The following is a 23521-nucleotide window of genomic DNA, read 5'->3' on the forward strand; positions in this document are numbered from 1 at the left end:
CTCTCATTTGTGATTCCGATGAATCTTTCAAGCGAATCGCCAAGTCCCACTTGAGCATTTTCTGCCTTACTTTTTTTACTTTGAAGGCGGAGCCTTCGAGGGCCGCGTGCAGCGTAGTCCTCTCATTCATGATCCGGATACTCGTTCGGAGCGAATTTCCAAGTTCAATTTAAGGTAATAATATCCGACTCCTAAAAACTCCAAATTCCGTATCTTCAACCTATGGAATCCTTCATAAACTACCTTCAATCCCATAATCTATCGGCCCATTCCATCGATTCCTTAGTTTCTTCTGCGAATCCGGAAGCCTTTAAAAAAGGTGAATTTGTGTTGCGGCAGGGCGAAGTGTGCCGTCATAAGGTTTTCGTTGAAAAAGGGCTGTTGCGCACGTTTGGATTGACAACCGACGGTAACGAACACATCCTTCAATTTTCACCCGAAAACACCTGGACACTAGATGTAGAAAGCTATGACAGGCAAATTCCGGCACTTTACAATATATCGGCAATAGAGAAAACAGATGTCTTGATTTGGGAAAGGAATGATTTTGAACGTTTGAGATCTGAACTCCCCGAGCTTCAAAGCCTGTCCCAGCAACTTATCTCGCGTAACATCTACAACAGTCGTCACCGTTTGCTCACGGCGTTGGGTGAGACTCCCGAACAGAAATATGAGAACTTCGTACATACGTCGGGCGATTTACTTTCGAGACTGCCGCTTCGCATGATTGCGTCATTTTTAGGCATTTCGCTCAAAACGCTTACCAGAATTCGAAAAGCCCAGTTGCATAGACAATCAAAATAGGGTCAAATGACCACGTTTTTGTATGGACGATTCGTGAATTTTGGTCCATTAAAAATCATTATCATGCGTGTATTTGTTACTGGAGCTTCGGGATTCGTGGGTTCCGCAATCGCAAAAGAACTTTTGGATGCCGGTCACCAGGTCATTGGTCTGGCGCGTTCGAACGAATCGGCTAAAGCATTGAAACAGGTTGGTGCCGATGTATATTTCGGTAACCTCGACGATACGGAGAGCTTGAAAAAAGGGGTTTCGGGTTGTGATGCCGTTATCCATACGGCCTTTAATCACGATTTTAGTACGTTCAAACAAAATTGCGAAGACGACAGACGTGTCATCACGGCTTTGGGAGAAGCGTTGATCGGTTCAGATCGCCCATTGGTCATCACATCTGGAATCGGATTGCTCAATTACGGGCGATTGGTCACCGAAAGCGATGTGCCTCCAAATTCCGACGTCGCCCCTCGCGCCGCATCCGAAGAAGCTGCAAATGCCGTAGCCAAAAAAGGTGTGAATACCTATATCGTACGGCTTCCTCCAACGGTTCACGGTCAAGATGACCACGGTTTTGTGCCTATGGTGATCGCGATGGCTAAAGAAAACAGCGAATCGGTATATATCGGTCAAGGCGACAATAGATGGCCGGCCGTACATCGCTTGGACGCAGCAACTTTATACCGTTTGATCATCGAGCAACAACCTGAACAAAAAGTATTTCATGCGATAGCGGAACAAGGCGTGCCTTTTCGCGAAATCGCGACCGCAATCGGAAAAGGGCTGGGTGTTCCAACAATCGGCAAAGATAAATTGGGAGCGGAAGCACATTTCGGGTGGTTTTTGCATTTCGCTTCTTTCGATTGTCCGGCATCGAGTGAGTCGACAAAAAATGTATTGGGATGGCATCCAAAACATATGGGATTACTCAAAAATCTTGATTCCGGCGCTTATTTCGAGCAACTCTGAATCATCATTTTAAAACCCCGATTTGTTTGTAGCATCGGGATTTTTGCTTGAAAAAAAGTCCAGAAATAGATATCTTTAATTAAACGATATCTTATGCGATTGAAAGTCATTATTACAGGCGCGACCGGAATGGTCGGCGAAGGCGTATTGCTCGAATGTCTCCAAAACGAAAATGTGAACGAGGTTTTGATTGTCAATCGCAAACCATACGATTTGGAGCATCCGAAACTCAAACAACTTCTCGTTCCCGATTTTTCCAAATTGCAGGATCGCAAAGCGGAACTGGAAGGATTTGACACTTGTTTCTTTTGTGCAGGTGTAAGCTCGGTTGGGATGAACGAGGAAAAATATACCCAGATTACGTACGATATGACGCTATCGTTCGCCAAAACCCTTGTCCGCATAAATCCCAATATGGTTTTTACATATGTTTCGGGCAGCCACACGGACAGTACCGAAAACGGGCGTGTCATGTGGGCGCGCGTGAAGGGCAAAACCGAAAACGACCTGATGCGATTAGGTTTTAAAGCCGTTTACAATTTTCGTCCCGGAGTTATGTATCCAACCCAAAGTCAAAAGAACTGGAAAACGCTTTATAAATGGATTGCAAAGTCCATTCGGTTGGTCGCTCCTAAAAGCGTGCTGAATATTTCGGAAGTCGGCAAGGCGATGATCAATGCTGTCGTTTTGGGCCATACCAAGCATGTTTTGGAGATTTCGGACATTCGATATCTTGCTTCGGGATATTCGCATCAACAGCCGTCGTAAAATCCTGTTCGCATCAATTTTAAAGCGCCCGATTTCTATATTTGCGGCATGGATGAATTCGATAAGATGCCGATTGCCGAAATGGTCGCGGTCACTGTGCTTGCCGCCTTTTTTATACTCGTGGCTTTTTCATTTTTCTTCGGCATCGTTTATTTGCAGGCAGAATTCGTATTCGCCAAGACATTCAAACGACCGTTTTACGTGCATTTTTATCCTTTGCGCAAGAAAATATCGCCTGAAATCCAGTTTAGACTCAGGCAATATTCGCCTTTTTACGTGAAATTGTCGGACAGGCACAAAGCTTTTTTCGAACATCGCATCCATCGTTTTCTTGAGAAATACGAATTTTCGGGCCGGGAAGATTTCGAGGTTACCGAAGAAGTAAAAGTTAGGATTGCAAGTGTGTATGTCATGATGTCGTTCGGGATGCGCAATTACCTTACCCCAATTTTCGAGCGTATCGTCATTTATCCCAAAGTGTATCTGTCGTCGATTACCGATCAGTATCACAAGGGCGAGTTCAACCCCTATATGAAAGCCGTGGTGTTTTCATGGGAAGACTTTGTCGCGGGCAACGACATCGCGAATGACAACCTGAATCTCGGCATTCATGAATTCGGGCACATCCTTCATCATCACGGCAAAATGGGCAACGATGTGAGTGCCGTAATCTTTATGGAAACCTACGACAGGATTTTGGAGGAGATCGCCCATCCACCAAATCGCCAAAAATTATTGGATTCGGGTTATTTCAGGGACTATGCGTACACGAACCAATTCGAATTCCTGGCGGTCATCCTTGAAAATTATTTTGAGACGCCTTACGAATTCAAATCGAACTTCCCGGTACTGTATTCACATGTTTCTAAAATGCTGAATCACCGACATTAGGCTACGGTCGCGACGATTTGCTTGAGGTCGATGATGGTTTGCGTAGGGTTTTCGGCTCTGAACACGAAGTTTCCGGCGACAAGTACATCGGCACCGGCCTCTACGAGAGGAGTCGCGTTTTTGCTGTTCACGCCACCGTCGATTTCGATCAAAGTGGAAGCTCCGGTCTTGACGATCATTTCTTTAAGCTGACGGATTTTCTTGTAGGTGTGTTCAATGAACGATTGGCCGCCAAACCCCGGATTTACACTCATCAGGCAAACCAAATCAATGTCTTGGATGACGTCCTCCAAAACACTTACGCTCGTATGCGGATTCAATGCGACGCCGGCTTTCATACCTTCGGCCTTTATCGCTTGGAGCGTGCGATGCAAGTGCGTGCAGGCTTCGTAATGGACGGTCAGGTTGTTCGCGCCCAGGTCTGCGAAAGTCTTGATGTAACGGTCTGGATCGACGATCATCAAATGCACGTCCAGAGGTTTCTTGGCATGTTTGGCGATGGCTTCGAGTACGGGCATGCCGAATGAGATGTTCGGTACGAAAACGCCGTCCATGATGTCGATGTGGAACCAATCCGCTTGGGAAGCGTTGATCATTTCGATTTCACGTTGAAGATTGGCGAAGTCGGCAGCTAGTACAGATGGTGCTATGAGGGTGTTTTTCATGTGGTGTAGTTATGACTGGACAAAGGTAGTTTTCTTCTTCTTTTTCCTCGCAGAAAAAGAAGCAAAAATGCGTAGCGCCAAATTGCAGCCGCGACCTGACAACGCCTCGGTTTGGAAATGAAACGAACTCGCTGCGCTCAAACAGCGCTTCATTTTTTCCAAACCTTCATCGGTCAGGTGCCCGCCTGTGCAATTAACGGCGTGACTAAACGGAAGTGTTTATTGACATTTTCCTCCGCTGCGCTTTGGAAAATGTGTCTCCGAAAGAAGGTTTTGTGGTTTTGGAAAGCGCTTTTCGTTTAAGAGATTTTGGATGAGATTCCTCCTTCGTCGGAATGACTTTCGGGTTATGAGCCCGACGAGCTATAAAAATAAAAAACTCCGGACACGAGACTGAAAGGCGAACTGAGCAAAGCTAAACCCGAGCGCAAGGCGCGAACAGACCGGAGTTTTTTATCGGGATAAAAATAAAAAACTCCGGAAACCCGAGCGCAAGGCGCGAACAGACCGGAGTTTTTTATCGGGATAAAAATAAAAAACTCCGGTAATCAGCCGGAGTTTCAATCATCAATCAAAAAACGAACAGTTAATCAGACTGTTGTTGCTATTAAAGCCCTTAGGGGATTTGTCATTGTTTCATTTCCAAACATACTAATTATTTTGGAATTTCAAGTTTCAAGATTAAAATTAACTTTTTCAGGATTTCAATTACCCCAAATATGTCTTTAAAATCTTACTTCTTGAAGTGTGCTTCAATCTGCGGATCGCTTTTTCCTTGATCTGACGCACGCGTTCACGAGTCAAATCAAAAGTCTCGCCAATTTCTTCGAGCGTCATCGGATGTTGGTCACCGAGTCCGAAATAAAGACGGACAACGTCAGCTTCACGAGGCGTCAAAGTTTCCAATGAACGTTCGATTTCGGTGCGAAGCGATTCGTGGATCAATTCGCGATCCGGGTTCGGAGATTCGCCCGAACGCAAAACGTCGTACAGGTTCGAATCTTCACCTTCAACCAAAGGCGCGTCCATAGAAAGGTGACGTCCTGAATTTTTCATCGACTCCTTTACATCGTTTACGGTCATGTCGAGCTCTTTCGCGATTTCTTCTGCACTTGGCGGACGTTCGTTCGATTGCTCGAGCAAAGCGTACATCTTGTTAATCTTGTTGATCGATCCGATTTTGTTCAACGGAAGACGAACGATACGCGACTGTTCTGCCAACGCCTGGAGAATCGACTGACGGATCCACCAAACGGCGTAAGAGATGAACTTGAAACCACGCGTCTCGTCGAAACGTTGCGCGGCTTTGATAAGGCCAAGATTTCCTTCGTTGATCAAATCTGGAAGCGTCAAACCTTGGTTCTGGTATTGTTTTGCTACGGAAACCACGAAACGCAAGTTGGCTTTCGTCAGTTTTTCTAGTGCTCTTTGGTCTCCGGCTTTGATTTTTTGTGCGAGTTCCACCTCTTCGTCGGCGGTGATAAGGTCGACTTTCCCGATTTCCTGTAGGTACTTGTCTAGTGAAGCCGTTTCCCTGTTGGTTACCTGCTTCGTAATTTTAAGTTGTCTCATGAAATGATTCCCTTTTTTTAAGAAGATACGTTACTTATACGGTTGGTTGTGACAAAAAGTTACAAACCTTCAAAAAAAAAATTCCCGATTATAAATCAGTTCGCGATTTTACTATATTTCCGCAAAATTTTTTCAATGAAAACCCTTATCCATTTTTTGTTGATTCTGACGGTGGGAATCGCGTCGGCCCAAAGAGGCATCGACCCGACAGATGAAGATGTGCAATTGGCAAAAAAGCTGCGCGAGCAATACGGCAAGGAAGATGTCGCGATTCTCGAAAGCAGCGACATGGTTTCTTTCGGAATCAGTAAAGACGGATCAAAAGTGACCGTTTCGAACAAAATCCGCGAAAAACTCATGAACATCAACCATCGCGCAGACATCCACAAATACGAATTTTACGACAGCGAATCGAAAATCGAGCAGTTCAGCCTCAAATTCCGCAACGATAAAAAGGCGAATTTCATGGTTCAGGACGAATTTTATAAAGACAGTGACCTGTTTTATAACGATGCGCGCGTCAAACACATGGCCGTCGATTTTCCGGTTCAGGGTTACACGTATAACTACGAGCTTGACAAGAGTTATAATGATGTGAAGTATTTCACTTCGCTTTATTTCAACGATGAATATCCGGTCATCAACAAGAAAATTTCGATAGCCGTTCCCAAATGGCTCAATGTCGAGTTGCGCGAATTCAATTTTTCGGGATATTCTATTTCCAAAAACCAAACGGTGAATTCGGACGGCGAAACCGTTTTTACCTATGAACTCAAGAACGCACCTGCATTTTACAAAGACGAGAACGCGCCCGGACGCACCTATGTGTATCCGCACATTTTGGTTTTGGCCAAATCGTATACGAAAGATGGGAAGGAAAACCGCCTTTTCACCGATTCTGCCGACCTGTACAAATGGTACAAATCGCTTGTCGATATGATGGAAGACGATCCGTCGGCATTCAAAGCGAAAGTGGACGAGCTTACCGCTGCGGCAAAATCCGACGAGGAAAAAATCAAGAACATCTATTATTGGGTCCAGGATAACATCCGATACATCGCGTTCGAGGACGGAATCGCAGGTTTCAAGCCCGACGAGTCCCAAAACGTGTTCACCAAACGTTATGGCGACTGTAAAGGCATGGCAAACCTGATCAAGCAAATGCTTAAAGCGGCCGGTTTCGATGCGCGTTTGACGTGGATCGGCACGAAGCACATTTCGTACGATTACACCGTTCCGTCTTTGGCCGTCGACAACCACATGATTTGCACGCTGCTTTACAAAGGCAAGAAATTCTACCTTGACGGAACCGAGAAATTCGGGGCTTTGGGCGTCAATGCCGAACGCATCCAGGGCAAGGAAGTCATGATCGAGGACGGCGACAAGTTCATCATCGACAAGATCCCGACGTCGAATACCGAGGTGAACAAAGAAACGTATGCGATCCGTCTGGCCATCGACAATGAAACCCTGAAAGGAAAGTGCACCAAAACGTTCATGGGTGAAAGTTGCGCCGAATTCCTTTACGGATACAACCGATTCGGACAGGAACGCAAACAGGACGCGTTGCAGAACTATCTGTCGTTGCGCAACAAGAACATTCAGGTGAGCAATGTCGTGACGTCCGACCTCAAAAACCGCGAGCAGCAACTTAAACTGGACTATGACGTCGCGGTAAACAACAAGGTTTCTAGCTTCGACGGCGAAATTTACGTAGACATCGACTTCATGAAAGAATTCAACGACTTCGATTTCAAGGAGCGCAAAACCGATTACGAGTTCGATTATAAAAGCGATTACCTGTCGTCGGTGACCTTGCAGATTCCCGCAGGTTACAAAGTGACCAAATTGCCCGAAAACATCAACGTGTCTGGTAAAGATTACGACGTCGCGATCACTTTTACGCAAACCCCGAAGGAAATCATCTGCAAGAAGAATTTCGTATTCAAAAACGGCGTGATCAAGACCACGGAATTCACGGCCTGGAACGATTTCATCAAAAACCTGAACACCATTTATAACCAACAAATTGTCCTTTCAAAATCGTAATATGAAGAAGATTTTTACTGCTGTTTTATTTTTGACGGTCGGATTTACGTTCGCCCAGGATATGGAGGAAGTCCGCAAAATGTTTTGGGAGACCAAAGACGAAGGCAGCGATGCGACAGCCGTTCCCGACAAATACAAGAACGAATCGGCTGTCGTGCTGTATGAGTACGATTATTTTTATTATCCGATGTTTTACCCGAAGCAGGGTTTCCGCAAGCGCATCAAACTTCAGGATGCGGCGGCCGTGACCGAGTTTTCGGAATTTTCGTATAAAGAGCTTTCGAGCCGAAGCCGTAGCGTGAACAACAACATGCTCGGCATCAAGATTATCAAACCCGACGGAAAGGAAATCATCATCGACACCCAAAAAGAGGCGCGCCAAGTAGACGACGACCGGAAACTTGCGATCGCAAACCTCGAGGTCGGCGATATCATCGATTACTATTTCTACGCGATCATCAACGACGTGAATTCGATTTTCGATACCCAGGAATCGACGCTTTCGGGCGGGTATCCAACGTTGGCGTTGCGTGTGGAATTACAGCTCGACAAAAAGTTGTTCATCAACCTCAATTCGTTCAACGGCGCACCCGAATTTTCAGATTTGCCTCCGGGACGCAAAGGCGACCGACGTTTGGAAATCCGTGCGAAAGACGTCCCTAAGAACGAAACCCAACGCTGGTTGTATCCGCTTGTGGCGTTGCCTAGCTACAAATGGCAGGTGAGCACAAAACCTTTCGGTAAGCCCGACAAGGAAGTGGCCAACGGAAAAGTCAAGAAAAAATTCACTAAAGACGATATGATGTTCTCTTTCGAGGAAAAGTACCGTCCGTTCGGCGACATGCAGCACATCGAGAAATTCCTCAAGAAAAAGACGTTCGCCGACGATGCCGACAAAGTGCGTCAGGTGTATTATTTCACGCGCCATTTCTATTATACGCAATTCATTGAGGCGTTTGCGATAAACGAGGCGAAAATCTTCAATCCGTTCGAGTTGTACAAGAATCCGATTTTCCTCGACAACGAGACCGAGTTCATCAACCACTTCATGGCGTTTTTGAAGGATAATAAGATCGATTACGATATCGTCGTGGCCACGGCTCGCTACAACGGTCCGCTCGACGATGTGCTTTTAGGGCCGAACCTCGACGTGATGTTGCGCGTGAATACGACTCCGGAGCCGGTTTACCTCAAGTATTTCTCTCCGTTCACGAATGCCGACCAAATCGCGTCGGAACTTGAAAATACCGATGCTTACGTATTAAACGTTTTCAAACGCAAACGTGTGACCGATGTGGAAAAAGTGCGTCTTCCGTCGTCTACGTTCCAGGACAATCATTCCAAAGTCGTGTCGAATGTGACGATGGATTCAGGGATGACAGGATTGAAAGTGAAACGCGAATCTGCTTTTTCAGGGCATCTGAAGGAAGATGAGCAAAGCAATCGCCTGTATTTTTACGATTATGTCGATGAAGACTACAAGAAGTTCGAGACCGAGTCGGTACTTGAACGTGTAAAGCGCGACAAGAAACGCGAGCAGTACAAAAAGGAATACGAAGCACTCATCAACAAATACAAGGACAAGCAACGCGAAAACCTCAAGAAAAGCATTTCGGACGAGTACGACCTCAAGATCGAGAAATACGAATATACGGTCAAAAATACCGGAAGGTTCGGGCGTAACGAGCCGTTCGTGATCAATGAGGATTTCGATATCGAGAACAATTTCGTCAAGAAAGCGGGCAATAATTACATCGTCGAAATCGGGAAAATCCTTACGGGCCAAATCGAGATCAACCAAAAGGAAAAAGACCGCAAGCTCGACGTTTTTATGCCGTTCCCGCGCAGTTTCGAAAATGAGATCGCGCTCGAAATCCCGGCGGGCTATACCGTTACCGGAATCGAGAAGCTCAATAAGAACGTGACCAACCCGACGGGTGGTTTTACGAGTACGGCTAAAGTGGAAGGAAACAAACTTGTAATCAGGACGAACAAGTATTATACGAATTATTACGAGCCCAACGGCAATTGGCCGAAGATGATGGATTTTTTGGAGGCGGCGTATCAGTTTACGCAGGAGAAGGTACTTTTGAAGAAAGCGTAACTTTTTCTATTTGCTTGATTATAGAGGATGAAACTTGCGTTTCATCCTTTTTTTTGCGCAAGCTTCGCTTGCTGGAAGGTTTCGCCTGCCGGCGGGGCTTTCTTTTGTCTGGCAACAAAAGAAACAAAAATGCCTTTTGCGCGACCGCACAGGCGACCTGACATTGCCTTGATTCGGAAACGAAAAGAACTCGCCTGCGGCTCAGACAGCTTTTCGTTTTTTCCGAATCTTCGGCAAGTCAGGTGCCCGCCTGCGCGCTCATGGCGCGGGGAAGCGGAAGTGTTTGTTTGATTTTTGGCTTGCGCGCTGCGCCAAAAATGGTCCGCGGGGAAGTGAGGGCCTTGACATTTTGGGTTTGGGTTCACGAGGGAGTTTATTTGGGTGGCTGGGGGGGTGACTTGCACGGTTGATACTTTATCCGTGCCTTTGGGTGCGGTTTGGCGGCGGGTTGGTGCGGGCAAGGCCGCAATACCGTATCTTTAGGAAACTCCTTGAACCGAAATCTCATGCCGAAGATCGAACTCCCCGAAGCCTTGTCGCAGCAACTCGCGCCGCTCGACGAAGCCATCGCCCGCCTCAATGCCCAAAAGATCAAACACATCCTCGACGCCCTGGGGATCTACCCTAAGCCTGAAGACCTCGAACGTTTGCTTGAGTGGGATTTGATTACCGTCACCGTGCCCGACAAACAAATGGCCGTGCAGCTCAACAAGCTTTGTACTTATGTACCGAATTTAAAGTTCTCCGTGGATGCCGATAAGGCGTTGTTTACGGTTTTGGTTGGGAAGGGGAAGCGGGTTTGGAAGGGAAGGTAGGGTTTCAGATTGTATTCGTCGCTATTTCGGCCGGTGTGAGTTCGCTAATCTATGGCTTTCCGAGAAAATTCTTTTATATGTGAAATTAGGGAATTGGATTGGCTTTTTACTGTAAACAGCATTGGAGTTAATCGCTGTAAGACAATATGCTTATTTTCTAATCATTTTTTTATAATGCTCTTCATAACCAGAAACTTTAAAGAGCTCTCTAAATGCATCCCTAAAATCTTGATAATTAAATTCTTTAATATCGAAAATATTTTGCCCTAGAGAATGAGATTCCCTATTTATATATCGGTAAAAAGCTTGAAATTTATTTGCTTTTAAAGGTTCCTGTTGAAAATAATTATTTAAGTCTTTTTTCTCTACGAAATTAAAAAAATACTCAATAATATTTCTCATGCAATTAGCTATCAGGGAAGGATGCTGCTCTTCGTCTTTTATAATAAACCAATAAGCTTGATAATCATTTTGGACTTCCTCATACTTCATGGGGATAAACCTACTGCCATTTTCATTTTTTATAAGTCGGAATAGATTCTGACTCTCTTTTCTGAAATCATGATTTGTCTCAGTCATCTCGTAGAAAAAGTATAAGCTATGTGTGAGGATAAATACTTGCTCGTAATTATATTCCAACTCTATTTTCTGCTCACCAGTTTCTTTATCCGTAGAAGTTTTTTTCTTTCCCAAAAATTCATTCTTAATTAGCCTGCCAATATTAAAAACATAGATATGTGATAAGCTAGAAATGGGGTCGTCAATAACAACAACTTTCCGTTTTCCAGCATCTGTAGCTTCCTTTTTACCCCTGCACAATTCGAGAAAATAAAGGAAACTGATAATCATTTTTTCACCTTCGCTCAACGAATGAAAGACCTTGTCTTCGTTTTCCCGTCGGACGATTTTGTATAGATTTTCAGAGTGCTTTTTAATTTCGAAGTCTGTAATTCCTAGATCATTTAAGCCATTCCTAATTTTTTCAATAGCACTCTCAATATTTACCGTTTGTTTCTGCTCTTCGGATATAATTGCGTGTTGAGTTGCAATACTCTCGGAATTGACTTTTAAAGACGTCTCTAACGAATGTATTTTGATTTGGGACGTCGATTTGTCGGCATTAATAGAACTTACGGTTTGATCATAATCCCAACGCATAATATCCCAAAAGACTTTTTTGATATTACTCTTCACAATGTCTTTTTGATCTATGTTTTTGTTATGTTCGCGAATAGATAAATTGATTCTACCAATTATCTCGTTTAGTTCCTCGAGTAATTTAGATGAATCCGCTAGAGAAATTGAAACGCTTGGCGTTTTGATTTTTTCTTCTATTAGTTTTTTATTGTTCTCTAAAACTTTTGTAAACGCAGCAAATTTGATTTCGAAATCTCTTCTATAGTCCTCAAGCCTAGGATTTGATTCTAAGACAGATTTACTTGGAAGGTTTTGAATCCCATCCGAATATACCTTTAGAAACTCTTTCAAAGCCGTAATATCGGCTTCGTAGGAAGCGTCGAAATAATCTCTAATACTATCTAGTAATGCCTTCGATATCGTGTCTTCTTGACAGAACGGACACGTCGAATTTTCTGTTTCTTGTGGAATATATTGCAGGCCTTGCTTTACCCAATCGGAATTACCAAGATGCTTAATCAATTGAGAAACACTACTGTGTTCGTTTCCGACAATTTGCTTATCAAGCAAATTTTTAGTTTGGGTATTTTGATAAGAGAAATCTATATGTAACAACTCTATATATTTTTCAGCGTTGTCACCAGAAATCGATTGTAAGTCATTTTTTAAATCGCTTATATTTTTTAACGGCTTCACAGATGGCTTTGGTAGCGCAATCACATGATTAAATAGGTTGTCTTTGGAACCTTTATAACCATCCAGACAAAATTCTAAAACGCGGTCGCCACCACTATAATCAGTTTTTATTTTCCACAGAGTCTCCTTCGCTATATCTAATTTCTTATTTAAGCTTTTTTTTTCAGTATCAAGTTCTTTAGCTTTAATATCTCTATTGCTTTGAAGTTTTTTAATTTCTTCTAGAGCATTTGCAATTTTCGTCTCCGCTTCTTTATTTTCTTTTGAAAGAGTGAAAATACCCTTTAAGCTATCATCCTCGAAAAAATTCTCTTGAATGAAACTTTGATTATACACAAGAAGATCATGGTCGTCGGTCAACCCTTCGATTGAACAACATTTATACCTATCATCCATTTTCTTATGTAAGTAATTTGAAAATGTACTTTTCCCAGTTCCATTTAAGCCATAAATGAGATTTACCTTCTTGTCAGTCTCTAATGTTGCTGATGTTGTATAACTTGCAACCTTATTTAGATGAATTTTTGTAATCATTTCACAACGTTTTTATAAGCAGCCTTATTTGGCGTTAAATTACCGGAAGCCTGCCATTTCGTTTTTTAGCAGCTGTTGTGGGGAGTTGATTTATAATTCTGTTGAATATTTTTCAACCATTTCTAAAATGAAATCTTGGAGAGTTTGAAAATATGCTTGTCCATCTGGTGTTGCAAAAAAAATCGCCCAACAAACTTCAAACGCTTCCTCTCTTGAAATACAAACTGATTCCTCTACCATTTTAGTGAAAAGACTATGAACATTAGAATTTTGGACATGGTATTCAAGTGTCGTGTTTGGATTTTGATTAAGATAAGCCTGAACTAAAAATCTTTCAGGGCTATGGTTAGAATAGATAAAATGCAGAGTATCTTCTGGTGGATATGTCAAAGCACCGCCAGATGTCGTAGCGCGCTGGTCACCATCCAAAATGCAAGCATAGCCAGTCTTAATCCGTTTGTTGGGATATGTATTTTTATGTGCGGTATAATAATTATATGTTTTTTCAGCGTCACCAACAACAATGAGGTTAATTAGGTCGGAAAAGTTTGAAATATTTTGATTTCGTTGAATATTAGAAATTGCTTTGGAGATTATTTTTTTAGCCTCTGTATCTTCACAATACAAATCAAATAATGGATAAGCTTTTGAATCCATTTTTGATAAACAAGCATTCACACTGATATTTGTAAGCGATTGATACGATCCGTTGGGAAGTTTTTGGATAAAATTCCGGGCATTATTTGGTACCGAAGACAGGATTGAAGGGGAATGCGAAGTTAATATTAACTGTTTTTTATCTGTCCTACAAACATGATACAACACATCCATCAAGCGTCTTTGAATTTTTGGGTGTAATCCGATTTCGATTTCATCTATTAATATCAATGAGTTTGATTGAGCGTCAACCAAATCAATAATGATTTTTAATAATACTTCTTCGCCAGTTGCCGCGTTGTAGCTAGAGTATTCGTTTGAATTATTATAACTAAAGATATCTTTGTCTATATAGTTCGCCAGTTTGTGGATACTGAAATTTTCTTCAAGTATGTATGACATATACTTTTCAATTCTGACCACATTTAAAGCCGAAATTCCAGAAGTTGTAGCTCGTCTTGCACGGTGAAAAAGTGTTCTGCTAAAATTTCTAGCGGGCATCACTCGATCCAAATCAATAAACACAACTTGTCGAGAAAATTGACTTTCTTTTTTACCTATACCATTCCATTTGTTTGTGGCAGCTTTTCGTTGTCCTCGTTTTGTTTCAGTTGTTGTTCCCCATCGATAAGAAATGAAATATGTCCAATCACGGCTTTGTGTATCATGGTCGGTAAAATGCATTAAAGAACTCCAAGTGTGCCGTTCTAATTTACCATTTTGAACATTTCTTTTTTCGAAATTGAGATGACTACATGCGATTGCCATTAATATTGTTGATTTACCTGATCGATTTGTACCTGAAATCACACTAATTGGATGTTGGAATTCCATGTATAGCTCATCAATATGCCGAAAAGGAAAAAGCCTAATATCAGTAAGAAAATTAGTGAAATTTTGCGGAAGCGAAATATTCATGCCATCAATATAGCCATGGTCAGAGTTTGGATTAATTTTTCTTAGTGCCATACAACTATCTGTTGGAGAGTAATTTAATAAAATTACAATTTAAGACGATTATCGCTAATTCCGACAAGATTATTTTTGCAATCTCTAGCAAGTCATGATTACATTCGTTATTGTTAATTTAAGAATTTATGCAATTTCGGGTTACGTTCGGTGGCTTCCCGATCGTGGCAGCCTTACGGAGAGGAATCTCTCCACCGAGACGAAAGGTAGCAAAATTCAATGTTTTGCGGCTTAAAAAATCGATTTTCGTATTGCCTCAGCCCGCTGCCATGGCGGGAAGCCGCTGTTAGGGGAAGGCTTAATTTTTTAGTAAATATTGGAAATAATATCGCGGATAATATTTTGAATTAAAGTAAGTGTACATTTTCTTTTTTTCGCAATTTAGATTGTACAATCCTTCACCCAGAAATTTAAGGTTTGGAATGTTCATTCCATAAATTTCAAAAGTCAATTCCCGAGCAATGATGTCGCTCATATTTGAAAATCGATGAAATAATTCATCATCTAAGAGTTCGTGTAGTGAAATAAGTTGATCCAGGCTAGTTTTAATTTTTTGTGATTTTTCCTGAATATATTCATACATATTTGGATGAACAATTTCTCCAGTTCTAATATTCCTTATAGGATGATTAATAGAAATTGATTCGCAATATCTTTTAATTTCCTCAAGGCTTAAATTGTCGGGATTGTTAATTGGATTTCCCGATTCGTCACAAATTCTTTGGATCATCAGAGCAGTCAAATTTTTCATGACATGAATTTTATTGTTTAAAAATCTTAATGCTCGAACTTTTTTGCGCTCTTTTGGTGCGTAAACGACTAGAAAGTAGAAAATAAATGCGGAGATATATGAGTAAGAGAGCTTGAGGCATACTATTCCGAAATCATAAAAGAAGGAGTTAGCAGCTGGAATTTTATTTAACCAAAATTCATATAATAAAATAGAGGTAAAGGTTATAATTGCAAGAATTTTCAGTTCTATTCTTAAACCATCAATCCTGGATTTCAATATCTTGAAAAAATTCGATTTTTTTCCCATATCGTCTTTTAAAGCTTCCCCCTAACTTACTTATAGCTGCATAATTTCGTGACGTATTGAGCTAATAACCGTCTAATTATCGTTTATAAATGCAAAAACACAAACGAAAAGACTTCTGTCGGATTTTCTACTTATCCATCATTTTCTCCAAATACCTAACCTTCTCCTTCTCACTCTCCAACAACCGCTCATACAACCTCTTATTCTCCTCATAAACCTCCACCAACTTATCCAAAGGATTGAACGTACAGTGGCTCGGGCCGAAGTTCCCAAAGCTAACACCTTGGCTGTTGCTGAAGTCGGCATCGTTAAAGCTGTTGAAGTAATTTATAACCGCTTCTTCGCTAAAATTGCGAATTCCCTCCGCACTAATGCCGAGCGCCTCCGCGACGTCCTTCAAACGCTTCTCATCGATCTCCTCGCTGTTCTCCAAAGTACTAACGGTTTGCTGGCTTACGCCCAAAGCCTGCGCCAACGCTTCCTGCTTCATGCCGCGCAGTTCCCGTATGCGCGAAATTTTACGTCCGATATGCGATTTAGAAGGAGTTTCCATGGTGAAAAGTGTTTGTTTGCGTAAATATAAAGATTTTGGCAAATGGGTTCGTCGGTAAGTTACCAACATCGGGGTGTAGCAAAAAATTCCGCATAAATAAAATGGCTACATTTTCGTAGCAATTTTTTCGCGATGAATAAAAATGCTACAGCAATAACCGCTGTTTCCACAGCAGTCCATTTCCGGGCAAATTATTTTTGTGACAAAAAAATGCGTCAGAAAAAAATGTCACAAATTTTCCTTGTAGATATCTCCGGAATACCAGCGTTTACTTATTGGCATAAGCTTCGACCGCGTCTTTCGATTTTATATGGATCATGACGTCCCGGCCTATTTTTTCCTCTACAACCAATCCTTTTTTAATAAGGTCGTTTATGTCCCTCCTGGCCGTGAGCCTGACGACATCGTGCCTTAGTGAATAATTGCCGATGTTGACTTTAGGGTTGTTCTTGTGATACAGATAACCTACAAGGTCGGCCTGCCTTTTGTTGAGTCCCTTATTCAGAAGTTTATAGGCTATCAGATTGGCTTTATCTGACTCTTCTTTTTTCTTGTCCCGATATTTTATTAGGTTCTGAAATGCTATTCTTAAATTCCTAACGGAATAATTTATGAAGTATGTTAAATCGAAACCGTCGTATTCGGCCATTAAGAACGCTTTGTCATATTGGATCCTCGAGTTCAATATAGCTCTGGATATGGATATGTTCTTAATTAAAGAGTAGTCTTTTTTCAATAGATACCAATAAAAAAGTGCTCTGGCGGTTCTTCCGTTCCCGTCCATGAACGGGTGTATGAAGCCAAACATGAAATGAATGATCGACGCCTTTACTATTGGGTGTATGAACTGTTTTTCCGAATTGGCAAAATCACACAAATCCTGCATAAAGCCTTCAAGTTTGTCAGCGGCGGGTGGTGTATGGGCTATTTCACCATCTACATGGTCCGTAACAAATATCTGGCTTGTCCTGAATCCTCCTGAACAGTATTCGGCGGAAGTCTTGGCGGTCATTATTTTATGTATTTCTACTATGAACTCAAAATCAAGTTGACGCCCAGTTTCTCCGGTGATGAATTGGATGCTTCTTAGGTTGTTGAATATCATTTGTTCTGATTCGTTCCGAGGACTTCTTTCCGACTTCAGCATTTCAAAAGCGACTTTTGTCGTGGTTGCGGCCCCTTCCACCTGTGAACTGGCGATGGCCTCCTCTAAAATGGAACCCCTCAAGTATTCGTGTTTATCCGATGCTGTTATGGGGTCTTGGTATAACCCGCCGATCAGCTTCAAATCGAATTCATGGAGGTCTTTTTGGATATTAGCGGTGATGTAATAGTGAAATTGTGTGTTGGAAAAGTCCAATGTCTTGTAATTTACCATTCTGTGAAATTTGACAAGACTCCATGATTTTACTAGATCTTCCGGAAAAGGCAGTCCCTTTTTGTATTTTAATGAGTCCCAATAGTCGTACCTTTCATCAGATTTTTCTAGGAACTTCTCATGTTTCTTATCGAAGAAATCCGAAACTATTCCTTCGTAAACCGTATATTCTGGAGGTCTTTCTAATTTCATGGAATATATAATATAGTAACTTTGACGTCTAAATTACTATATTTATGTATCATATGCAAATGCACTTCACCATAAGTATTGATTTGGAATTTTTTCGATAGTATAAACTATCTCCAATAGTTGCAAGGTCGTGGCTGCGATGTGCGACGTATTGGTTCTTTTCCGCGAGAAGGTTTCTATCTATGCCTGCTCCCTGTAATATCCGATGCTCAGCAACGCCCTCGTGGCCACCACACCAAAATGCCAAGGCCAAAACCCTCCAAGCGTACCATTTTTGGCGCAGCGCGCAAGCCAAAAATCAATCAAAACTTCCGAACTCCGGCGCCATGAACGCGCAGGCGGGCACCTGACGCCCCGAAAATCCCGAAAAAGCGAAAAACTGTTTGAGCCCAAACAAAGTTTCCCTAACCATAGAGGTATCGGCGAGTTTTTTTCGCTTCGGGATTTTCGGGCTGTCAGGTCGCCGAGCGGTCGCGCATCGGCATTTTTGCTTCTTTTGTTGCCAGACAAAAGAAGGCCCCGCCGGCAGGCGAAGCAAAGAGCGAAAGCGCAGCTTTCGTGACCGAAACGTTAGATGTTTCTAAAACATCAACTCCTCCGGATCATTAAGCCTCTTAATATAAAAATCAATCTTCCTCCCCGCTTTATTAAAGAAAATCTTGCGATCGCGTGTCCCCGACAAATTCAAAGATTTCGAACTCTTGATCTGCCTCAAAAAATAATCAAAAGCCTTTTGGCAAGTGACTTCATCTTCTGTGATAAAATACCCCAAAGCCGTATACGGAATGAACATCGTCTTGTTTTCAATAGAAGAAACGATTACGTTGTTGTTCAAAATGAGCAACTCATTAAAGTACAGATGGAACTTTCCAGCGGTTTCGTCGCATTTGGCTTCGACTTTAGACAGTAATCCGCGCATGTCTTCATACAATAATTCTGCGTTGGTTTTGGAAAGAAGGCCCGATTCGAAAAAATAAAAAATCTGCTGAAGTGTGCTGTTTATCGTCGTGTCGTTCCAGATTTCATGCACGTCGGCACGGTCGTAAGCGGTTTTGATGCGTGAAATGTGCTGTTGCAGGTTTTCGGGCATCGAGAAACTTTCGAACGGTTTCTGTACGCCTGTGAGCAATTCCATCCACACGTACAATTTGAATTTAGACAACAGCGTGCCGCCAATCATATAAAACAACGGAATGTCCTTGGCCGCGTAAAACAACGAGATGTTTTCCTGGTTTTCATAGCGGTGCAAATAATCAGCCGATTGCCTGAAATACTGCGTCATGTCTTCGGGAATCTCGATTTCTTTGGTTTTTTCGACAACAAGCGTATTCGAGCCCGTAAGTATCGCATCTATCGAAATCTTGTAATGGCGGCACAAAACCACGGCTTCCTCAATCGAGAACTTGCTTTTGGATGAAACCCGCCTGTGTGCGGCATCATAGCTGATTCCCAAGGCTACGGCGACGGCCTCTATAAGCGATCCCGATTTTATCTTTTTCCGGATGACCGAAAGCAACACATCCTGCTGGCTCATATTTGCGATTTTCACAAATCTATATTTTTTTAAACACAAATCGCACAAATCAGGTTGCTTTTATCGCAATAGCTTTGGGTCAAACAAAAAATGAAATCATGAAAAAAGGTATTGCAATTTTATCGATCCTGGCGTGCGCGTCCTGTTCGCATTATGTCGTGAACCAAGCGGGTTACACACGTCCGCCGAAGCATTACGACTTTCCGTATCGCCATCGCGTAAAACCGCTTGCTGATTTGTCGTTGATCGATACCACGGCCATCTATTATCTGCACGACGCCAATTATTACAGGAATTCGGATGCGTACAAAGTACCCGATCGCTACATGCGGTTTTATGCCGACGGGCGCGTAAAGGTGCAAGGCACGAAAGCCTTTCCGAGAATCGAGGACGTCAACGATCCCGAAAAAGGCGTTGTCGGATACTATTACCTAAAAGGCGATTTGTTGCGCATCCAACTCTATTCGGATATCAACGCGGGGTCGGACCAGCTCAAGTTCGGAAAAGTCGACCAAAACGGCGACGTCATCCTATTGCACGACAATCCGCGTACGACGTATTGCATCGGATTCGGTAAAAAAAGAACAGATTACCTGATCGAGAAAGGCTCGTATTTCAATCCGTTGGTCTTCAAAAAGATCAAGCTCGAAGGGATGACGTATCAAAAAGGCAATTGGTAAAATGACAGACATGAAAAAAGTACCGTATGTTCTTTTGTTGTTCCGACTTTTGTGCGGACCGGCCATGATCGCGTTGTGTTATTTCCCGTTCGACGGATTGCGTGCCACGCTCGGCATCTTCATCACTTTAGGAATACTGTCGGACATTTTCGACGGTATCATTGCAAGGAAAACCGGAATCTCATCCGAAAAATTAAGGCGAATGGACAGCCAGACCGACCTCGTCTTCTGGGTGTGCGCCGGATGGTGTGCGTGGCTGCTCGAACCTGCGTTGATCTCGTCCCACAAAATACCGATCATCACCATTTTTGTGATGGAAGCCTTGACTTACGTGATCAGCGTCGCAAAATTCGGAAAGGAAACCTGCACGCACGCACTGTTGTCCAAGCTTTGGGGAATTACGTTGTTCGCCGCGTTCATCGGGATTATCGGTTTCGGATATGCGGGCGCGACGTTTTATATCATGTTCACCGTCGGGATCATCGCGCACCTAGACGTTTATCTGATCATACTTTTATTGCGCGATTGGACACACGACGTCCCGAGTTCGTGGCACGCCTTACAATTGCGCAAAGGCAAAATCATAAAACGCAACGATTTGTTCAACGGCTGATCATTTCACCTCGAATTCAATTGTAGAAAAAACGGGCAAGCCGTCTTGGGAAACACCTTCCACGACGGCTTCGAACGTGCCTTTCACATCGGAAGCGTAAAAAGAGACTTCGGTTTTGGATGAATCGAGGTTCGGAATCCAAGCCAATTGATAGCGATAATCTGGGATTCGCTCATCCGATTTGGCAGAATAATCTTGTGTGAAATACTCTTTTGGGGCAAACGGACGCGGCAACTTATCTTTAAAAATGAACCCGCCTTTCGACTTTGGTTCATAGTTGCCGTCTTTGGTCGCGACGCTGATCAATCCGTTGAAACCTTCGGATCCCAAATAATAATAACCCGGAATGATCGTGAATTTCTCTATGTTTTTGGCCGGATAGTCGAAAAGTTCGGTAGGATCGGGAAGCCAGATGCCGTCTACGATCACAAGCGAAGCACCGATCGGATCGTAACCTTCGAGATGTTCGCGCACATGAAGTTCGTATTTGCCGTCTTTTTTGGTGTAATACGTTTCTTCGACGACTTCGGTAATCGTTTCGGCAACCGTAGGGAAACGGGTGTAGGCATCCAAAGCGAAAACGGTTCCCGACGGTTCGTAAAACGCTTTAGAAGTCGGGAAAGCCCGAATGCTGTCCTTTCTGTGCAAATGATAAGCGTTTTCAATCTGGCTGGCCACGGCATGTTCGCGCAACGTATTTTTCGCAAAAGCGTTGATCGGGTAATCAGGGAATTGCAGGGTCGAAAAATCGGGCTGCGGCAATCCGTCGAGTTGAACTTCGAAAGCTTCTTTTTTGTCACCGACGATCTGGACGACGGCTTCTTTTTGAAGATAGGCGTTTTCGAGCGTGAAGATAAAACTTCCGTCGGCTCGCGTCCTGGCGATTTTGGTCGCGAAGTTCTTGCCGGGAATCGAAAGGCTTATCACGATGTCATTGACGGCTTCAGCGTTTTTGGAGGTCACTTTTCCGCTGATGATTTCGCCCCGCACTTCGGGAAGGTTGTTTTTTTCGGATAGCTTGAATTCGTTCGAAGCCATTTCGGTATTGGCTTTCACGACAGACGACAGCGTGTCTTTTTTGCGCACTGAAAGCGCATAGTTCCCATTTGGCAACTTTAAGCCGAGCGTGACTTTTTCCCTTTGCGTCCACGCGTTTTTGGCTAATGTGATTTCGCCCGATTTGCTTGCGGTAGGATTCATCACGGGCACATTTTTCAAAGCGTTTTTAACCGAAGACGTGAACGGATCGACAATCGCTAAATCGGTCTGGAAATACAAAGATGCGGGCTTGTCGACCATCCATCGTGTATAACCTATAAGTTTGTACATGCCCGAAGCGAGCGATGCGGGAATAAAAAAATCGCCTTCGCCCGAACCGTTTTCCAATAGCAGTTTTTGGGTAAACACCGCTTTCTTGTCGGAAGATACCAAAGTGACATAGGCAATGCGGCTCAACGTGCTCGGTTTTCCGTCGCGGTCAACGCAGAACATTTTGTAATAAAGCGTTTCTCCGCTTACCAATGCCGATGCATTCACGTGTACCTTGATTTTTTCGGTGAACGAAACGGAAGCGTTTTTGTTTTGCTGCGCTTGGATGCATCCCGAAAAGATCAGGAAAAATGTTATTCGGATGTAGGTCAATCTTGTCAAAGCGATCTTATTGATGATATGTTGTATGATTTTGTCATGTCTGATTTTCTGTGTTCTTCACTCAATCTTGCCAAAACGCGGGTTGTACATTCGATCCCGTTACGCGGCAGTCGCCACACTGGTCACTCACCATGATATAAAACCCCTGGTTATCCTGTTCGTAATACGTGATCGTTCCGGCACTCAGATCATTGATCAGGTCGAGAGCCAAAAGCGGACCCGGGGCGAACACGTTCTGGTTGTAGGTGAAAAAAGTGCATTCGTAAGGCCAAGGCGGTGCAATGGTACTTGGGAAAATGTCGTTGAAATTGAACATAAGTACCTTTTCGGAAACCGATGAAACTTCGAAGTATCCAATCACTTTCTCGTTCGGATGTTGATCATTGCGCATGTTGCCGTAAAAGAAACCGGGTTGGTTCTGCGACAATATATTTCCGGTAGACGAGAATTCGCGGAGCGTCTTGTAAAATGTATACGAAGCCAGGTTCTGTACATATTGGCGCACCTTGATGCCGTAACGGTCATTGAGGATGTAACTCGTGTCGACTATAGCGCGTATCGGGAAATTGATTACGCGGTCTTCGCTGAGCTGTTGGGTCGAAGTTACTAGGATTTTGTTCGATTTTCCTTTTCGGTAGCAAGTACGTGCATCTTCGGTTCGCGGAAGCAGCAAAATTTCGGGATATGAATCGTCGTCATTGTTGTCCGGAAAAAGCACCACTTCACTTTCCGAATAAAAAGGCACCTTGAAACGGCCTGCCTCTTCGTATTCGTATCGATAGTATCTTGAAGTGCCTGTCGGATCGTAAGTATTCACCCTGATTTCCACTCCTTGTTCGTTCCCGATACCGATAGCGACGGGTGTCAGGTTTTCTATGGGAGTTGCCGTGGTCAGTTTTTCGGCGGTAGAAGAATACGAATTGCCGTCTGAAGTCACGATATGCAAAGTGTATTTATGCTGCGCATCGGGTATGAATGCGTTTTCCGAAATATATTCGGCATCCTGTTCCTCAAAAGGCATCACGTTTCCCGAATCGTCTTCGAGATACACGTCGGCACCGCTTTCAAACGAGGGTCCGGTTTCTTCAAGGCGATAGGTACGCGATAACTTGACCACATGCTGTTTCATTTCGTTGGTAATCGTCGCTTGTATGACCAACGCGCTTTCAAACCTCGTAGACTGTAACGCATACGGTTCGGTGCAACCGATTATGGTTCCCAATAAGAAGATGTAAATCAAAAGACGCATCGCATTCATATC

The 23521-nt window shown here is 43.2% G+C and carries 19 protein-coding genes; 9 read left to right on the forward strand and 10 right to left on the reverse strand.

Translation table 11 applies throughout. The features are described 5' to 3' along the window. The first annotated feature begins 222 nt into the window (after positions 1–222). From HZF10_RS12550 to HZF10_RS12565, 4 genes are all read left to right on the forward strand, one after another. Entirely contained in the window at positions 223–804 is a 582-nt protein-coding gene (locus HZF10_RS12550; protein ID WP_176006567.1) for a Crp/Fnr family transcriptional regulator, read from the forward strand. Positions 805–867: 63 nt separating this feature from the next. Further along, positions 868–1764, forward strand: coding sequence for an SDR family oxidoreductase (locus HZF10_RS12555; RefSeq protein WP_176006568.1), 897 nt, complete (start codon positions 868–870; stop codon positions 1762–1764). A gap of 93 nt (positions 1765–1857) precedes the next feature. Then, a complete protein-coding gene (locus tag HZF10_RS12560) occupies positions 1858–2532 on the forward strand; it encodes an NAD-dependent epimerase/dehydratase family protein (RefSeq protein WP_176006569.1) in 675 nt (224 codons plus the stop codon). A 48-nt stretch (positions 2533–2580) separates the two neighbouring features. Next, positions 2581–3423: a zinc-dependent peptidase gene (locus tag HZF10_RS12565; RefSeq protein WP_176006570.1), complete on the forward strand. Its 843-nt coding sequence runs from the start codon at positions 2581–2583 to the stop codon at positions 3421–3423. On the opposite strand, the gene rpe is transcribed toward HZF10_RS12565, so the two are convergent. Together rpe and HZF10_RS12575 are read right to left on the reverse strand one after the other, a co-directional pair. Beyond that, complete coding sequence (gene rpe, locus HZF10_RS12570) at positions 3420–4088, reverse strand: ribulose-phosphate 3-epimerase (protein WP_176006571.1); 669 nt, start codon at positions 4086–4088, stop codon at positions 3420–3422. The two genes, HZF10_RS12565 and rpe, sit on opposite strands and share 4 nt — an antisense overlap. Positions 4089–4796: 708 nt before the next feature. Continuing rightward, positions 4797–5660, reverse strand: a complete 864-nt coding sequence (locus HZF10_RS12575; protein WP_026707723.1) for a sigma-70 family RNA polymerase sigma factor — start codon at positions 5658–5660, stop codon at positions 4797–4799. 135 nt (positions 5661–5795) lie between these two features. Between HZF10_RS12575 and HZF10_RS12580 the strand changes: the two genes are divergently transcribed. From HZF10_RS12580 to HZF10_RS12590, 3 genes are all read left to right on the forward strand, one after another. Further along, complete coding sequence (locus HZF10_RS12580) at positions 5796–7709, forward strand: transglutaminase domain-containing protein (RefSeq protein ID WP_176006572.1); 1914 nt, start codon at positions 5796–5798, stop codon at positions 7707–7709. Between the two features lies 1 nt (position 7710). Then, positions 7711–9813, forward strand: a complete 2103-nt coding sequence (locus HZF10_RS12585; RefSeq protein WP_176006573.1) for a DUF3858 domain-containing protein — start codon at positions 7711–7713, stop codon at positions 9811–9813. Positions 9814–10319: 506 nt separating this feature from the next. After that, entirely contained in the window at positions 10320–10628 is a 309-nt protein-coding gene (locus HZF10_RS12590) for a hypothetical protein (protein WP_176006574.1), read from the forward strand. A gap of 150 nt (positions 10629–10778) precedes the next feature. On the opposite strand, the gene HZF10_RS12595 is transcribed toward HZF10_RS12590, so the two are convergent. The 6 genes from HZF10_RS12595 to HZF10_RS12620 form a co-directional block, all read right to left on the reverse strand. Further along, positions 10779–12995 carry an AAA family ATPase gene (locus tag HZF10_RS12595; protein WP_176006575.1) on the reverse strand — a complete coding sequence of 739 codons (2217 nt, stop codon included), beginning with the start codon at positions 12993–12995 and terminating at the stop codon, positions 10779–10781. Positions 12996–13085: 90 nt separating this feature from the next. Further along, complete coding sequence (locus HZF10_RS12600) at positions 13086–14621, reverse strand: ATP-binding protein (protein WP_176006576.1); 1536 nt, start codon at positions 14619–14621, stop codon at positions 13086–13088. 298 nt (positions 14622–14919) lie between these two features. Further along, positions 14920–15660 carry a hypothetical protein gene (locus HZF10_RS12605; protein WP_176006577.1) on the reverse strand — a complete coding sequence of 247 codons (741 nt, stop codon included), beginning with the start codon at positions 15658–15660 and terminating at the stop codon, positions 14920–14922. A gap of 127 nt (positions 15661–15787) precedes the next feature. Further along, positions 15788–16213 carry a helix-turn-helix domain-containing protein gene (locus HZF10_RS12610; RefSeq protein ID WP_176006578.1) on the reverse strand — a complete coding sequence of 142 codons (426 nt, stop codon included), beginning with the start codon at positions 16211–16213 and terminating at the stop codon, positions 15788–15790. Positions 16214–16481: 268 nt separating this feature from the next. Beyond that, complete coding sequence (locus HZF10_RS12615; protein WP_176006579.1) at positions 16482–17783, reverse strand: Fic family protein; 1302 nt, start codon at positions 17781–17783, stop codon at positions 16482–16484. A gap of 580 nt (positions 17784–18363) precedes the next feature. Then, positions 18364–19332 carry a hypothetical protein gene (locus tag HZF10_RS12620; RefSeq protein ID WP_317171626.1) on the reverse strand — a complete coding sequence of 323 codons (969 nt, stop codon included), beginning with the start codon at positions 19330–19332 and terminating at the stop codon, positions 18364–18366. Positions 19333–19415: 83 nt separating this feature from the next. Here HZF10_RS12620 and HZF10_RS12625 point away from each other — a divergent pair, with 83 nt between their 5' ends. Together HZF10_RS12625 and HZF10_RS12630 are read left to right on the forward strand one after the other, a co-directional pair. Further along, positions 19416–19997, forward strand: a complete 582-nt coding sequence (locus tag HZF10_RS12625; protein ID WP_176006580.1) for a hypothetical protein — start codon at positions 19416–19418, stop codon at positions 19995–19997. Between the two features lie 10 nt (positions 19998–20007). Beyond that, on the forward strand, positions 20008–20610 hold the full coding sequence (locus HZF10_RS12630) for a CDP-alcohol phosphatidyltransferase family protein (protein ID WP_176006581.1): 603 nt from the start codon (positions 20008–20010) through the stop codon (positions 20608–20610). Here the strand turns inward: HZF10_RS12630 and HZF10_RS12635 are convergent, their stop codons facing one another. Both HZF10_RS12635 and HZF10_RS12640 read right to left on the reverse strand, forming a co-directional pair. After that, positions 20611–22260, reverse strand: a complete 1650-nt coding sequence (locus HZF10_RS12635) for a hypothetical protein (protein WP_176006582.1) — start codon at positions 22258–22260, stop codon at positions 20611–20613. It abuts the gene before it with no gap. Between the two features lie 61 nt (positions 22261–22321). After that, positions 22322–23518 (reverse strand): DUF4249 domain-containing protein, encoded by a 1197-nt coding sequence (locus tag HZF10_RS12640; RefSeq protein WP_176006583.1) that lies wholly within the window; start codon positions 23516–23518, stop codon positions 22322–22324. Positions 23519–23521 lie beyond the last annotated feature (3 nt).

This window comes from Flavobacterium agri (genome assembly GCF_013401995.1).
GTDB lineage: Bacteria > Bacteroidota > Bacteroidia > Flavobacteriales > Flavobacteriaceae > Flavobacterium > Flavobacterium agri.

Excerpts from the sequence above, each read along its gene's own strand:
- HZF10_RS12550 (WP_176006567.1), top strand. The coding sequence starts at position 223 with ATGGAATCCTTCATAAACTACCTTCAATCCCATAATCTATCGGCCCAT.
- HZF10_RS12555 (WP_176006568.1), top strand. The coding sequence starts at position 868 with ATGCGTGTATTTGTTACTGGAGCTTCGGGATTCGTGGGTTCCGCAATC.
- HZF10_RS12560 (WP_176006569.1), top strand. The coding sequence starts at position 1,858 with ATGCGATTGAAAGTCATTATTACAGGCGCGACCGGAATGGTCGGCGAA.
- HZF10_RS12565 (WP_176006570.1), top strand. The coding sequence starts at position 2,581 with ATGGATGAATTCGATAAGATGCCGATTGCCGAAATGGTCGCGGTCACT.
- rpe (WP_176006571.1), bottom strand. The coding sequence starts at position 4,088 with ATGAAAAACACCCTCATAGCACCATCTGTACTAGCTGCCGACTTCGCC.
- HZF10_RS12575 (WP_026707723.1), bottom strand. The coding sequence starts at position 5,660 with ATGAGACAACTTAAAATTACGAAGCAGGTAACCAACAGGGAAACGGCT.
- HZF10_RS12580 (WP_176006572.1), top strand. The coding sequence starts at position 5,796 with ATGAAAACCCTTATCCATTTTTTGTTGATTCTGACGGTGGGAATCGCG.
- HZF10_RS12585 (WP_176006573.1), top strand. The coding sequence starts at position 7,711 with ATGAAGAAGATTTTTACTGCTGTTTTATTTTTGACGGTCGGATTTACG.
- HZF10_RS12590 (WP_176006574.1), top strand. The coding sequence starts at position 10,320 with ATGCCGAAGATCGAACTCCCCGAAGCCTTGTCGCAGCAACTCGCGCCG.
- HZF10_RS12595 (WP_176006575.1), bottom strand. The coding sequence starts at position 12,995 with ATGATTACAAAAATTCATCTAAATAAGGTTGCAAGTTATACAACATCA.
- HZF10_RS12600 (WP_176006576.1), bottom strand. The coding sequence starts at position 14,621 with ATGGCACTAAGAAAAATTAATCCAAACTCTGACCATGGCTATATTGAT.
- HZF10_RS12605 (WP_176006577.1), bottom strand. The coding sequence starts at position 15,660 with ATGGGAAAAAAATCGAATTTTTTCAAGATATTGAAATCCAGGATTGAT.
- HZF10_RS12610 (WP_176006578.1), bottom strand. The coding sequence starts at position 16,213 with ATGGAAACTCCTTCTAAATCGCATATCGGACGTAAAATTTCGCGCATA.
- HZF10_RS12615 (WP_176006579.1), bottom strand. The coding sequence starts at position 17,783 with ATGAAATTAGAAAGACCTCCAGAATATACGGTTTACGAAGGAATAGTT.
- HZF10_RS12625 (WP_176006580.1), top strand. The coding sequence starts at position 19,416 with ATGAAAAAAGGTATTGCAATTTTATCGATCCTGGCGTGCGCGTCCTGT.
- HZF10_RS12630 (WP_176006581.1), top strand. The coding sequence starts at position 20,008 with ATGAAAAAAGTACCGTATGTTCTTTTGTTGTTCCGACTTTTGTGCGGA.
- HZF10_RS12640 (WP_176006583.1), bottom strand. The coding sequence starts at position 23,518 with ATGAATGCGATGCGTCTTTTGATTTACATCTTCTTATTGGGAACCATA.